Consider the following 15188-nt stretch of genomic DNA (forward strand, 5'->3'; position numbering starts at 1 on the left):
TCTATATTTTGTAATCAATATCTATTATAGGAAAAAAGTAGCATAAAAACAATGAATTTTAGAAAATAATTGAGAAAGTTGTTGATCCGCTGTCGATATGGTGCCTGTCACTTCCCGGTTTATGTCTAAATTTGTCGACAGAAAATGCCACTGCATTCAACAGTGGCATTAATTCAAAATAGTTTCATCTATGGCATAGCATAGGACTACAGAATTTTACTACTTTAGTTCTATCTTTAGGACTTCTATCTTAAGTGTCCTAAGAATCATTTTGAAAGTATTCATTTTAACATTACATTTTCGACAAAATTCGGGGAGTGACAGGCACCTCCTTAGGCACCTCCCGCGGTAAGTTCCGTGCGGTTACCATTTCTGTAAATAACTCTAAGAAACGGATGTCCGTTGTTAGCTCCGGATGGAAAGATGAGACCACCAGATTTCCTTGGCGGGCTGCAACAATTTTCTCATTGTAAACAGCTAATACTTCCACATCCGCTTTCCCTGCTGCTTCGATATATGGAGCTCGAATAAAAACGGATGGAAATGGATGTTGTAAACCCTTCACATCCAAAGCGACTTCAAAGCTGTCACGCTGACGGCCGAATGCATTCCGTTTTACTTTGATATCCATTAGCCCTAGATGGACTTCTTCCGATTCTGAGATTTCCTTTGCAAGCAATACCATTCCGGCACAGGTACCGAGAATAGGCTTGCCGGTCTGTGAAAAATTCTTTATCGGTTCCATAAAGCCGTATCTGGTCATCAGATTTTTGATAGCAGTACTCTCCCCGCCCGGAATAATCAGCCCATCGATTAAATCGAACTGATCAGGATTTTTCACATTAATTCCCTTGAATCCAAGATTTTCAATTTGCTTTAAATGTTCCTGAACTGCACCTTGCAGCCCGAGAACACCAATTGCAGCTTTTTCGTCACCCATATGAACCCAGCCCCTTTCCTTTTCCATTCGACAAAATTCGGGAAGTGACAGGCACCTCACCGGGTACCTCATGGTGAGGGCACCGGTCTTGTTTATTTATCTATAGTGAAGGTTACCAGCCGCGTTCCTGCATTCTTTCTTCGGCAGCCAATTTAGAGATGTCGATTCCTTTCATGGCACTGCCCAGTTCTTTTGATAATTTTCCAATCAACTCATAATCATTATAATAGGTTGTTGCCTGCACAATCGCACTGGCGAATTTCGAAGGATTTTCCGATTTAAAGATTCCTGACCCTACAAAGACTCCATCTGCTCCAAGTTCCATCATAAGCGCAGCATCTGCTGGGGTTGCCACTCCTCCAGCCGCAAAGTTAACAACCGGAAGTTTCCCTTCAGCCCTTATCTGCTTCAATACCTCATATGGTGCTCCAAGCAATTTAGCTTCCGTCATCAATTCATCGTCATTCATATGGACAACTTTTCGTACCTGTGCCTGGACCTTGCGCATGTGACGTACAGCCTCTACAATATTTCCTGTTCCCGGTTCTCCTTTTGTACGAAGCATTGCTGCGCCCTCTCCAATGCGACGGGCGGCCTCCCCTAAATCACGGCAGCCACAGACAAATGGTACGGTATAATCACTCTTTAAAATATGGTACTCCTCATCGGCTGGAGTTAAGACTTCACTTTCATCGATATAATCAACGCCCATTGCCTCAAGCACCCTTGCTTCCAAGATATGTCCAATACGTGCTTTGGCCATAACCGGAATGGATACAGCGTTCAGTACTTCCTCCACAATTAGCGGATCTGCCATTCTTGCCACTCCACCAGCAGCACGAATATCTGAAGGTACCCTCTCCAGTGCCATTACAGCGACTGCACCTGATGCTTCAGCAATTTTTGCCTGCTCGGCATTGATGACATCCATGATAACGCCACCTTTTTGCATTTGCGCCATTCCCCTTTTAACTGTTTCGCTGCCTAAGATCTTTTCCATACTTATCGACTCCATCCTGATTTTAGTTTGTAATTTTCTAATATGTCATTTATTATAAGACTAAGTGATACTATTGAAAGAGTCAGTTTTCATAAAAATAACCAGGTCAGATATATTGGAGGCAGCAAATGGAGATGTTATCCTGCCATTTAAATAGAGAAATTGATATTCCCTTGTATGAGCAGCTTTATCTATTTATAAAAAAAGAAGTTACGGAAGGCCGCCTGGCATACGGGACTAAACTGCCTTCCAAACGCAAGCTTGCTGAATTTCTAAGCATTAGCCAGAACACGGTGGAGACCGCCTATGATCAGTTAATTGCCGAGGGATATGTTGAATCGCTTCCCCGCAGAGGCTATTTTGTGATGGCAAGCGGGGATCTGGAATACATCCAGCCTAATGATAAAGAAATGAAAAAACCGGCTGAAAAACATTCAGAAATGCAGTATAATTTCCACCCTAGCCTCGTTGACACCAAAAGCTTCCCATTTGCACAGTGGAGAAAGCACGCCAAAAATACGATAGATAAGGAACACCATGACTTGCTTTTGCTTGGGGATGCCAAAGGAGAGCCAGAACTCCGTCAAGAAATAGCGCATTATTTATATCATGCACGCGGAATTCAGTGTGCTCCGGAAAATATTATCGTTGGAGCAGGAAGCGAAATTTTGATGCAGCAGCTTGTTCTTCTATTAGGAAAAGATATTGTCTACGGAGTGGAAAATCCCGGATACCATCTGATTTTGCGTATATTAAAGGGCTATCCGAACGTGGTTTATCCGCTGGAGGTTGATGAAGAGGGAATTCAAATTGAACCGTTTGAAAAGACAAAACCGGATGTAGTCTATGTAACGCCTTCCCATCATTTCCCATATGGTACAGTCCTTTCTGTCAATCGGCGGACAAAACTTTTAAACTGGGCATCTATTGATGAAAACCGTTATGTTATAGAAGATGATTACGATAGCGAATTCCGTTACAGCGGCAAATCCATTCCTTCGCTGAAAAGTATGGATCAGGCAGACAAGGTCATTTATCTGGGATCTTTTTCCAAATCGCTGATTCCCTCACTGCGTATAAGTTATATGGTTTTGCCTAATCCACTACTTATTCGGTATAATAAGGAATTAGAGTTCTACCATTCTTCTGTTTCACGAATTGACCAGCATATTCTTTCCCAATTCATGCGAGAAGGAGATTTCGAAAGACATTTAAACCGGATGAGAAAAATCTATCGCCGCAAACTCGAAAAAATAATGGAACTTCTGACACCGTATGAAGATACTGTTTCCGTAATTGGTGAACAGTCCGGCCTGCATATCGTACTTTCCGTAAAAAACGGTATGACAGAGCAAGGACTTATCAAACGGGCAGCTGAGAAAGGCATAAGGGTCTATCCCCTCTCCGCCTACTCTATGGGTAAGAATTATGAATCTCCGCCAAAAATCATCCTCGGATTCGCCGGTATCGCTGAGGACCAATTGGAAGGCGCAATAGAAACCCTCATCAACAGCTGGACTACGGCTAAGGTGCCTGTCACTTCCCGAATTTTGTCGAAAAATGATCGTAAGGTGGCTTTAACTGATGAATAAAAGGGAATTGCTAAATAAGCTGCTTCGGATTTTTGTACTCACTCTCGCCGTTGCTTGCGCTGGAATATATTTCGGTCAATTCGTTCCACAGTCTTTCATGCTGCCACTGATGATATTGGAAGTGGTTATGCTCATCACAGCTGCCATACTAAGAAGGAGAAGAAAGATTGGCTATTCATTTCTGTTTCTGTTTGTAGCGGTATCGGGGCTCACGATGTATCCGGCAATCTATTACTACCTTAGTGAAGTTGGGGCAGAAATAGTACTGCTGGCATTTATCCTTGCACTCATCATTTTTGTCTTATTAGGGATATTCGGATGGATAATAAAAAAAGATTTATCGTTCATCGGCTCCATTCTGTTCATCATATTAATTGGCCTTATCGCTTTTAGCCTATTTAATTTCTTCGTACCGCAGTCAGATACTACAATCTTGCTTGTAACCATTATTTCAGCAGTCCTATTTTCGGTTTATATTGTTTATGATTTTAATCAGATCAAGCACAGGCATCTTTCAGAGAAGGATATCCCAAGGCTTGCATTGAATCTTTATCTGGATTTCATTAATCTGTTTATGGACCTGTTAAGGATTCTGAGTCACTTTTCCCAGCGCCGCAACTAGGCTAGACCAGCTGACAGATTTCGACAAAAACCGGGAAGTGACAGGCACTTATGGTTTTAGGGTATGGACTACTATATATTATTTAAGGAGTGTTTCGGATGGAATTTTTACAAGAGGTCATTGGAAATATAAATGATTATTTATGGGGATACATTTTAATAATCGCTTTAATTGGGTTGGGTCTTTACTACACCATCAGAACGCGATTTGTGCAATTCAGGACGATCCCTGAGATGTTTCGGGTTATTACGGATAAACAGGCATTTGATTCTTCCGGGAAAAAGGGAATAAGCTCATTTCAGGCATTTGCAATCAGTGCTGCTTCGCGGGTTGGAACCGGAAATATGGCAGGGGTTGCTTCAGCAGTGGCACTTGGCGGACCTGGAGCATTATTCTGGATGTGGATGATTGCACTTCTGGGTGCCGCATCAGGATTTATCGAGAGCACACTCGCCCAGATTTATAAAGTCAGGGATGGCAATCAGTACCGTGGAGGTCCTGCTTATTATATTGAAAAGGGATTGAAGAATCGCTGGCTTGGTATAGCATTTGCTGTAATTATCACATTTACATATGGACTTGTCTTTAATTCTGTTCAGTCCAATACCATTAGCCTGGCCTTTGCTGGACAGTATTCTTTAAGCCCCACACTGATTGCTGTAGTACTGACAATTTTGACAGCGCTCGTGATTTTTGGTGGATTAAAAAGCATCGCTAATGTTTCTCAGATAATCGTTCCGTTTATGGCAGTACTGTATATCATTCTGGCCGTGATTATCTTAGTAATGAATGTTTCGGCAATTCCAGATATGTTTTCGCTTATTTTCGCAAACGCATTTGGCATTCAGCAGGTTGCTGGTGGTGGATTTGGTGCTGCCATTATGATGGGTATCAAACGGGGACTCTTTTCAAACGAAGCCGGAATGGGTGCAGCTCCCAACGCAGCAGCTACGGCTGAAGTGAGCCATCCGGTTAAACAAGGTCTCATTCAGGCGCTGGGAGTATTCTTTGATACTATCCTTGTCTGTACGGCAACAGGATTTGTAATCCTTACTGCTGGCGGATTTGCCGGCAGTGAAGATAATGGTATTCAGATAACACAAACGGCTTTCAATCAGACACTTGGTGATTGGTCGGGAATCTTTATCGCGATTGCAATCTTCCTTTTTGCCTTCAGTTCTATTTTAGGAAACTATTACTATGGAGAAAGCAATATCGCATATATTAAAAATAGCAAGCTGGGACTGTTTCTCTACCGGATTGCAGTGCTTGCCATGGTAGTTTTTGGTACGTTTGCTACATTCGATATCGTATGGGCGCTGGCCGATTTGACAATGGCTATAATGGCACTCATAAACTTATATGCGATTACCAGGCTCTTCAAGATCGCAAACCATTCGCTTAAGGATTATATGCAGCAGCGTAAGGCAGGAAAAGATCCCGTCTTTTACAGAGATATCCTCGATGATCAGGACGGTATCGAATGCTGGGAACGCAGCAGTTCAACAGAAACTGACAAATAAATAAATTGTACAAACTGCAGGCACCACACCGGATTCGACAAAATTCGGGTGGTGCCTGTTACTGTTCGGTTTTCGACAAATTTCGGGAAGTGACAGGCACCTGCCGTTTATTGTACAATTAGGGCGAAAGTAGGTCAGATGTGATGATGAATTTTCTAGATATGGTTGAACCTTTTATTGTAAGTGATGATAAACATGTTAGGGACTTTGCGCTGGAAGCAATTGAACGGTCTTATACCGGATCTGAGAAGACCTTTTTGCTTGCTTTACAAGCGATGGGCAAGGTTCGCCCAGACTTCAGAGCAAACCCGATTATACATTATACAAGAAATCTTCCGGTAACGGAGAAGGTGCTTTTAGAGGTTTTAAACCGTCTGGATAGAAAGGATGGCCATTACAAATGGTATCTTACTATCTTAGATTATTGCCCGACAGAGCTTTTCTCTGCTTATGAAGAGAGACTGAGACCATATATCAGCAAAACCAAGATGGACAAGATATTGAAATTACTGGATTTGGACTCTGAGCAGCTTTATACGGCAGCTGGAGAATTGATGAATAGCCTCGATCACAGCTTTGATGCTGACAGCTTTTTATATGGTAAGCGGATTTTCCAGGAATTGATCAAGCGTGGTGAATATGCTGAAGATGGCATAGAGCAGATTCGTCTGGCCATCAAAGAAAAAGCAGATGAAGATTTCTTGTATATGAATGGAGTCTATCATATTTATGCTGCAGGAGAACTAAGAGCAGTTCCTCTTATACCCGATTTGGCGACACTTCTGGTGCAGTCAGAAGATGATCTTTTGGTTGAGGAAGTTGTTGCAGCTTTAATCAAAATCGGTACCGAGGAAGTACTCGATGCTGTGGAAAAATATATTGAACATGAGGATACCGCAATTGCGGCACTCGATATTTTCGCCAGTCTCAAACATCCGAAAGCAGAAGAAACATTGCTCCGCCATCTTGATCAAGAGAAAGATATAACGAGTAAAACATTAATTGCCGAGTCACTTTGCCTCCAGCTTTCAACAAAAGCAATTCCAAAGATCGTACAGATGCTCGAAGACGGATATGATGCGGCAATGGTGGATTTGACAGAAGTACTCTATCCCAACTGCATGATTAACGGAATAGATCACCCACAACTTCTGGAATGGAAGCGGGAGATTGCAGAGACCGACAGACACTGGGAACACGAACAGAAAAAAATGATTCAGGAAGAAGCTAAAAGCAAAGGAATCGGAAGAAATGATCCATGCATCTGCGGCAGCGGAAAGAAATTTAAAAAATGCTGTGGTGCACAATAGCTTTCGACAAATTTCGGGAAGTGACAGGCACTTAAGCGTCCGTGCTTCCCGCTTTTTCTGCAGGCAGCACAGGAGGTTAAGGTAATGGAAGTAACAATGCAGATCACCGAAGAAGCACATAAGTTTATCACACAGTATTATCATGAAACCGGCAAATCCCTAGATGGCTTAAAAAACAGATGGAAAGAAATCGATGATCAGATTCACGCCACAGGCGCTTACCAGCATACATATGATGAGCTGGTATATGGTGCCAAGGTTGCCTGGCGTAATTCCAACCGCTGTATTGGGCGATTATTTTGGGAGCGTATGGAAGTCATTGATGCTCGGGATGCCGAATCTAGCGAGGATGTTTTTCAGTATTTGTTCAACCATATAAAAACTGCGACTAATAATGGGAAAGTTAAGCCCTTGATTACCATCTTCCGACCGGAAACCAATAACCAGAAAAAGGTCAAAATATGGAATCATCAACTGCTGCGATATGCTGGTTACCGTACCGAAGAGGGTGTGACAGGCGATCCAGATTCTGCTGACTTTACCGAGCAATGCCTTCAATTAGGATGGAAAGGAAAAGGAACCGCCTTTGATCTATTGCCTTTAGTCGTGCAGATTGATAATAATCCTCCAGAGTTCAGGAATATCCCCGCATCTATTACTACTGAAATATCGATTGAACATCGTGATTTCCCAGCCATTTCAGAGCTGAATTTAAAATGGTACAGTGTGCCGATTATCTCGGATATGCGTCTGGAAATTGGCGGAATAAATTATGTAACTGCCCCATTCAACGGGTGGTATATGGGCACTGAAATCGGAGCCAGGAATCTTGCCGACGAAAAGCGGTATAACTTGCTGCCCGCTTTTGCTGAGAAAATGGGACTTGATACGAAACGGGAAAGTTCATTATGGCGTGATCGTGCACTTGTGGAAATGAATGCAGCGGTACTTGACTCGTTTAAAAAATACGGTGTAACCATTGTCGACCATCATACTGCGGCGAAACAATTCCAGGCGTTTGAGGAACAGGAAGAAAAGGCCGGAAGAGATGTAACCGGAAAATGGTCATGGCTGATTCCGCCGTTATCTCCAGCCACAACCCATATGTGGCACAAGCCCTATAACAATACCGTCCAAAAGCCGAATTATTTTTATCAGGATAATTATTATACTGTAACACCGGAAGAGTGACATTCGTCTCTCTTCCTTTTTTATGGAGCAAACGCTTTGCCTCTGCAAATAAAATAAAACCAACACCGCCATTCGACAAATTTCGGGAAGTGACAGGCACCAGCCCAGACTGCGCAGATTCGACAAATTTCGGGAAGTGACAGGCACTCAAATACGTCACAGTTGAATATTCTAAATTTTATGTTTTATAATTATTTCTAAAGGGTATAGTGTTTACGAATGTAGGGTATACTCAAAACAATCAGGAAAAATCAATTTTTAAGGGGGTTGTAACAATGCCAGAAGAAAAAAACAAAGTGGATTTATCGCGGCGTAAATTTTTGAGAAGCTCAGGATATGTGGCTGGCGGTGTTGTTGGGGGAAGTATTTTAGGTTCCTTACTTGGTGGCAATTTAGGTACGGAAACAGAGCAAACAGCCCCTGAAACCGGCCAACAGACTGAGCAGCAGAATTTCCAGCAGGCTCGAATGTTCTTTAAAAGACAGAAAGATTTTGATGTTTTGAGCGCAGCAACAGAACGAATTTTCCCAGAAGACGACAATGGGCCTGGAGCCATTCAATTAGCAGTACCTTATTTCATTGACCATCAAATGGCAAGCGGATACGGAAATAATGAGAGGGAATATATGCAGGGACCTTTCTATCCGGGTACAGACTATCAAGGTTATCAGACTCGTTTAAGAAGAAATGAGGTTTTCCTCCAAGGTGTCCGTGCACTCGATCGCGAAAGCCAGAATCAATTCGATGCATCTTTCACAGAGATTGAAGGAGATCAGCAGGATGAAATTCTAACAAAATTTCAAAACGAGGAAGTCCAAATGAAAGGGGTTACTTCCAATACCTTCTTCAGCCTGCTGCGTTCTGCTACCCTTGCCGGTGTTTATTCAGACCCAATGTATGGCGGGAATAACAATATGGAAGGCTGGCAGATGAAAGAATATCCCGGCAGTATCATGAGCTATATAAACGAAATTGAAAGTGAAGATTTTGTTGAAATGGATCCGCAATCATTAAGTAATCACTAGTACGGGTAGAAACGGAAATAGTTTCACCCAGTTTTTGCGTATATTTTTTTGCGAAAGTTACATTCTGAAAATGATTCAATAAAACTATATTAGGAGGCTTACATATTCATGGCAACAAAATTGGATAAAGTACCCGTTGTTATTGTAGGAGTAGGCTGGGGAGGCGGCATCATCGCTGCTGAACTGGCAAAAGCAGGAATTAAGGTCGTTGGTTTAGAGCGAGGCGAGGACCGTTCAACAGCAGACTTCCAGCAGGTGCATGATGAATACCGCTATGCAATCCGACTAGATTTGATGCAGGACGCTTCGAAAGAAACCGTTACTGCACGCAATTCACTGGAAGAAAAAGCGCTGCCAATGCGCCAATGGGGGTCTTTCCTTCCTGGCGAAGGTGTTGGAGGAGCAGGAGTTCACTGGAATGGACAGACATGGCGTTTTCTCCCCTACGACTTTGAAATTAAAACAATGACCGATGAAAAATATGGACCGGACAAGCTTGGTCCTGATTATACATTGCAGGACTGGGGCATTACCTATGACGAAATGGAGCCCTACTTTTATAAGTATGAGCAAACTGCAGGTATTAGTGGTGAAGAAATGCCATTAGGACCTCCAAGATCTGAACCGTATCCAACCCCACCTATGATAAGCACACCAATCCTGGACCGGTTTAAGGAGGCTGCTACCAATCTCGACCTCCATCCGTTCATGATGCCGTCCGCCAATTTATCGGAGGCGTATGAAAATCCGGATGGCCAAACAATTAATGCTTGCCAATATTGCGGGTACTGTGAACGTTTCGGCTGCGAATACGGAGCAAAAACATCTCCGAATGTCACTGTAATTCCTACTGCACAGAATACGGGTAATTTTGAACTGCGGACAGATGCCAATGTTCTGGAAATCCTTCATGATGATAGCGGCACTGCAACAGGCGTTCGTTATGTTGACGTCAAAAGCGGTGAAGAATTCGAACAGCCAGCAGATGTTGTCGTACTGACAAGCTATGTAATGAATAACACACGTTTACTGTTGCAATCAAAACTTGGACGTCCCTACAATCCGGAAACTGGTGAAGGCGTCATCGGCAAAAACTATTGCTATCAGATTTTGGGCGGTGCAACCGGTTATTTTGAGGATGAGAAATTCAATACTTTCATGGGGGCCGGTGCATTAGGTGCAACCGTCGATGATTTTAATGGGGATAACTTCGATCATTCCGATCTTGATTTTATCCATGGCGGATCGCTTTCCATTACCCAGACAGGGAGACGGCCTATTGCCAATAATCCAGTTCCAAGCGGGACACCAAGCTGGGGAAGTGAATTTAAACAAACGTCGCTCCAGTACTTTAACCGTTCCCTTTCAGTAGGTGCTCAAGGCGCTTCAATCCCGCATAAAAACAATTACATGGATCTTGATCCCGAATATACCGATAGCTATGGAAATCCATTGCTTCGTTTAACCTATGATTTCACTGATCAGGATAGAGGACTATATGAATATCTATCAAAACGCGGGGCAGAGATATTAAAGGAAATGGGAGCCAACACAGTTGAAGAAAGAACCATTTCAGATCACTGGGATGTCGTTCCATATCAAACTACCCATAATACTGGTGGTGTGATCATGGGAGCCGATCCAGAAACCTCGGCAGTCAATAACTACTTACAGATGTGGGATGTCGACAACGTATTTGTCGTAGGTGCTTCAGCATTTGTCCATAATGGCGGCTATAACCCTACAGGTACTGTCGGCGCACTAGCCTATAGAGCAGCAGAAGGGATTCAGCAGTTCATCGAAAATGGCGGCCAGCTTGTAAAAGCAGAGAAGAAAAATCAGTCTGTCGTATAACAGTTACAAGCAGGTATAATGAACCGGCAGTGGCTTATGATAACCCTTTCCGGCTGCAAATAATAATGAAAGAACGATTCAATAAGGAGCCAGCTCTTGCATCCAGCATGAGCTGGCTTTTCTTACTATTATCCGACAAAATTCGGGAAGTGACAGGCACCTTCCAAAATAGTACAATTGATTCAACTATACATTTAAAGGAGATTCGGGAATGCCTATCACCATTTTTTGGTTCATTATTTCTTTATTGCTGAATACATCGAATCCAGTCCCCGAGATTGAAAAACTAGTAGACACTTTCAAGCCTGCTGAACAGCAGGAGCAGAATCAGGATAATATCCATTTTGCCTCCACTGTGGTTGATGGTCATATCGACACGATGATGAATGTCATTAACCAAGAAACCTGGCTGCCTGAGGTTAATATTGGTGAGGACACTTCCCTTCACATCGACATAGAGAAGCTTCAGAAAGGCGGATTGGATGCTGGATTTTTTGCCGCTTATACTACTGATTATTACGGCAATACACCACGTAATATCAGTCGAACATTGGCATTGCTTCATGCTCTCTATTGGACAGAAGAAAACAACACAGAGAATTTTAAAATTGCCTCGACCTCACTGGATGTTTTGAATACAGTCCGTGAAGGGAAAACTGCTGCCATTCCATCGATCGAAGGCGGATACTCGTTTGATGAGACCAACGCTATTGGACTGCTGCATCAATATTATGACCTCGGAGTAAAAGCTGTTGGATTCAACTGGAATTATTCCAATGCACTAAGCGAAGGTGCAAACGAGGTATACAACGATCCTGCAAAAACACCTTCCCACGGCGGCTTAACAGAGCTTGGGGAACAAGTAGCTGCAGAAATGAATAAATTGGGGATGATTATTGATGTTTCCCACATGGCTGAGTCTGCATTCTGGGATGTCATCGAAACTACTGAAGCCCCTATCATGGCGACACACTCTGGTGTCAAATCCCTGCATGATCATCAGCGCAACCTATCCGACGAGCAGCTGAAAGCCCTTGCCGAAAACGGCGGTGTGGTCGGAATTGTCTTTTATCCGGAATTTTTAACCGGGACAGGACAGGCCAATGTAAAGGATGTTGTCGATCATATCGACTATGCGGTCAACCTGATCGGTGTCGATCATGTCGCTCTCGGTTCTGACTTTGACGGTTCTGGTATGCCTGCCGATATCAAGGATGTTACGGATCTCCCAAAAATCACAAATGAACTGATTGACAGGGGATATTCCAATGAGGATATAGAAAAAATACTAGGCAAAAACACTCTCCGGCTGCTCATGGACGTTGAACAGGCGGCAGAGGTTAATCCCTATAGCGGGACTGGCAATGAACTGGTAATCCAACCCGATTTGGAGATGGGAGAAAAAGTGGACAGTAAAACACCTTCGCTCTCAGCAGCTATCAATGCCGAATCCGGTTCTAAAATTGATCCAGACAGCCTTAGAATTATTGTTGATGGCATTTCTTACAATGCACAATATGATTCGGAAAAATCCATCTCAAGTATTCAGTTGAAGGAGCCCCTGCAGGAAAAATTTCATGTGGTAACATTTGAGGCGGCAACAGAAAAAGGGGAAATCAATAGAGAGACAAGAATATTTTATATAGAAACCCGCTAATACGGTAAGAAATTGATTAAATGCTTCGATATGTAACTACTCGAGATTGCTGGAGAAAAATGAGAAGTGGAAGTGACAGCAGGAGGCCGGGACTAGAGTTGGAGCTGGAGCTCAGTTCAGGCCACGGACAGAGTCGGGCCATGGCTGGGCTTGGATCTGGAGCTCAGGCGCGCCTCGGACAGAGCTTGGTCGCTGCGGCAAACTGAGGTCGAGCCTTGTCTGGAACTGGGCTGGAGCTCGTGCCGGATTGCGCCTCAGATAGAGCCCGGCCATGGTTGAACCGGAGCTCAGGCCGCGCCTCGGCTGTCACTTCCGTTATCACTCCTCACCATCTCTTAGCCGCTGAAAATATCTCTCATCATCATCCATATATCCTATATTCGAGCGATCATGGCGCGGGTCATACGTTTCCAGTTCTCCTGTCACAATTTGCCGCTCATGTTCCCTGCTTCCCATATCGAGCCACATTGCAGCTTCAGCGGATAATGGCATTGCTGGATAGGCTGTACTCCGATTAACTGTATTCTGCCGGATTTTTTTATCCTGATTCCTGTCTTCTTTATGCTGATTTCTGTTTTTTCCCATTACCGATTTCATATGAATTTGCAGATTTCTAATTTGCTCATCGCGTGTCCGCAGTTCCCCGCTTAATACGCGAACCTTTTCTTCCAGCTTTGCGATCTTTTCGTTCAGCTGTGAAATCTGACTAACTGCGATTTCTTCTCTCTGTCGTGTTTCCTCAGCCAGCCTCTGCTGTTTCAATTGATTCTCAGCCATTATTTCCTGTCTCGCCTTCGATGTGAGAGCGAACAGATTAGGGGCAACCTCGATAATTAATTGCTGCTGCTTCAATGAAACAATCGTCTGATTGAGTGTATAGTGATCAAGATTGAGCTTCTGCTGTAACTCTATCTTTTGCGTAGCACCATTTCTGTTTATAAAGCCAATGATTCTATCAATTTAATAATTCCTTCTCCTTTTTAATCATTCAATAAAAGCTGGGCATGCTGGTCTGTTTGGCCGAGAGTCAGGTCGATTCCTAAAACACCAACAGTAATCCCCTCTTCTATAATCGGAAAGGATAGCGTCAAACATAAATTTTTTGTTAGTGCAGAAGTATATATTTCCGATACATAGACCTTTCCATTTACTGCCTCTATAAACCATGGCCGTGCTTTTGCATTAACCAATGCAGCAGGGGGATTAGAATAAACAAACGTACCATCCAATTGATTTGACCAGATTGCTTCCAGCTGCGGATTTGCTAGTAAAAATTCGTCCAGAACAGCATTGTGAATGGACGGATCCATAGCTGTTAATTTTTTTGCATCCAACAACCGTTTCATATCATGCTTCATCTTTTCGATTAAAGCACGGTCAAATTGTTCCATTCCCGTTACAGAGAGATCTTTTTTAATGAGGCTTTGCAGCTCATCTGAAGTTGTTGTAAGTGACTGGTTAATGCCAATGATCTGCTCCACATTTCTAAGCTGCTCATCTAAATCCTCTGTCACCCGATAGGCATAGTCCTTATTGTGAATGGACATTTGTGAGATTTGGTTCAGCAGCCCCGCTATTTCCTGTACACTCTCTGATTGCCCTTCGACTGATAATGTTGATTTGGTTACCAGCTTCGTGATATGACTAAGGTCCGTTTCAAATGTGTGCATATAATCCAGTACATGCCCTAATTCCTTTGATCCTTCATCCACTTGGCTCATTTCGCTTTCAACCATGTTGGTCGATACATTGACCTCTTCCTGTATAAGCTGGATATGCTGACTCGTTTCCTCAACTGCTTTAGAAGTTTGATTCGCTAATTCTCCGACTTCATGCGCAACAATGGAAAATCCCCTGCCATGTTCTCCTGCCCGAGCCGCTTCTATGGAGGCATTCAATGCGAGTATTCTTGTCTTTTTGGAAATTGCTCCAATCAAGTGTACGACATCGAATATATTCTTAGAATGATGGACTAAATGGTTCATTTGTTCAAGCAGCTGTGTATGGCTCTTACTGATTTCATTAAATCTTTCTTGCAATTCGATAAGGGACTTCAAGGAGATACTTAAATCATCATGGGAATTTTGACTATTGGACAGGATTTCCTGCGATGATGCTGAAATGTTAATGGCAGAAGCTTCGATTGCTTCCATCCTTTCTGAAACCTGAGACGTATAGGACACCGTCTTTTCACTATGAGACATTAACTTGTCCATGCTTTCCTTACTGGAGACAGAAGTTTCGTCAAGCTTTCCTGCTGCATTCTTCATTTGCTCCACAACGCCCTTTAACTGATCGACAGCAACTTGTACCTGCCGATCAATATATTGCTCTTTATTTCCGGCATCCTGATTGCCATTTTCTATTTTTTGAGATATGGATATGGATTTAGATTTGGTAAATAACAATAGAAGGCCCCCTCGAATTTTGTCTATAGAATCATTATAATATATCTGCGCAAAAGATGTCGCAAT

The 15188-nt window shown here is 43.0% G+C and carries 12 protein-coding genes; 8 read left to right on the plus strand and 4 right to left on the minus strand.

Annotation, left to right across the window (positions count from 1 at the left end):
* Positions 1 to 292 precede the first annotated feature (292 nt).
* Positions 293 to 940: a pyridoxal 5'-phosphate synthase glutaminase subunit PdxT gene (gene pdxT, locus OMHG_RS02375; protein WP_010648000.1), complete on the minus strand. Its 648-nt coding sequence runs from the start codon at positions 938 to 940 to the stop codon at positions 293 to 295.
* Between the two features lie 112 nt (positions 941 to 1052).
* Positions 1053 to 1940, minus strand: a complete 888-nt coding sequence (gene pdxS / locus OMHG_RS02380) for a pyridoxal 5'-phosphate synthase lyase subunit PdxS (RefSeq protein ID WP_010648001.1) — start codon at positions 1938 to 1940, stop codon at positions 1053 to 1055.
* A gap of 128 nt (positions 1941 to 2068) precedes the next feature.
* Here pdxS and pdxR point away from each other — a divergent pair, with 128 nt between their 5' ends.
* From pdxR to OMHG_RS02420, 8 genes are all read left to right on the plus strand, one after another.
* A complete protein-coding gene (gene pdxR / locus OMHG_RS02385) occupies positions 2069 to 3532 on the plus strand; it encodes a MocR-like pyridoxine biosynthesis transcription factor PdxR (protein ID WP_010648002.1) in 1464 nt (487 codons plus the stop codon).
* The gene (locus tag OMHG_RS02390) at positions 3525 to 4154 is read left to right on the plus strand and encodes a Bax inhibitor-1/YccA family protein (RefSeq protein ID WP_010648003.1); all 630 of its coding nucleotides are present in this window, start codon (positions 3525 to 3527) and stop codon (positions 4152 to 4154) included. Before pdxR ends, OMHG_RS02390 begins: the two co-directional genes overlap by 8 nt.
* Before the next feature lie 98 nt (positions 4155 to 4252).
* A complete protein-coding gene (locus OMHG_RS02395; protein ID WP_010648004.1) occupies positions 4253 to 5677 on the plus strand; it encodes an alanine/glycine:cation symporter family protein in 1425 nt (474 codons plus the stop codon).
* A gap of 143 nt (positions 5678 to 5820) precedes the next feature.
* Entirely contained in the window at positions 5821 to 6987 is a 1167-nt protein-coding gene (locus OMHG_RS19195; RefSeq protein ID WP_010648005.1) for an SEC-C metal-binding domain-containing protein, read from the plus strand.
* 84 nt (positions 6988 to 7071) lie between these two features.
* On the plus strand, positions 7072 to 8178 hold the full coding sequence (locus tag OMHG_RS02405; protein ID WP_010648007.1) for a nitric oxide synthase oxygenase: 1107 nt from the start codon (positions 7072 to 7074) through the stop codon (positions 8176 to 8178).
* 275 nt (positions 8179 to 8453) lie between these two features.
* On the plus strand, positions 8454 to 9203 hold the full coding sequence (locus OMHG_RS02410; RefSeq protein ID WP_010648008.1) for a gluconate 2-dehydrogenase subunit 3 family protein: 750 nt from the start codon (positions 8454 to 8456) through the stop codon (positions 9201 to 9203).
* Between the two features lie 108 nt (positions 9204 to 9311).
* Complete coding sequence (locus tag OMHG_RS02415; protein WP_010648010.1) at positions 9312 to 11057, plus strand: GMC family oxidoreductase; 1746 nt, start codon at positions 9312 to 9314, stop codon at positions 11055 to 11057.
* Between the two features lie 211 nt (positions 11058 to 11268).
* Positions 11269 to 12714 carry a dipeptidase gene (locus OMHG_RS02420; RefSeq protein WP_010648011.1) on the plus strand — a complete coding sequence of 482 codons (1446 nt, stop codon included), beginning with the start codon at positions 11269 to 11271 and terminating at the stop codon, positions 12712 to 12714.
* A 318-nt stretch (positions 12715 to 13032) separates the two neighbouring features.
* Here the strand turns inward: OMHG_RS02420 and OMHG_RS02425 are convergent, their stop codons facing one another.
* Complete coding sequence (locus tag OMHG_RS02425; protein ID WP_147628994.1) at positions 13033 to 13566, minus strand: hypothetical protein; 534 nt, start codon at positions 13564 to 13566, stop codon at positions 13033 to 13035.
* A gap of 128 nt (positions 13567 to 13694) precedes the next feature.
* The gene (locus tag OMHG_RS02430; protein ID WP_010648015.1) at positions 13695 to 15122 is read right to left on the minus strand and encodes a methyl-accepting chemotaxis protein; all 1428 of its coding nucleotides are present in this window, start codon (positions 15120 to 15122) and stop codon (positions 13695 to 13697) included.
* Between the last annotated feature and the right edge of the window lie 66 nt (positions 15123 to 15188).

This window comes from Oceanobacillus massiliensis str. N'diop, assembly GCF_000285495.1.
Lineage (GTDB): Bacteria > Bacillota > Bacilli > Bacillales > Amphibacillaceae > Oceanobacillus > Oceanobacillus massiliensis.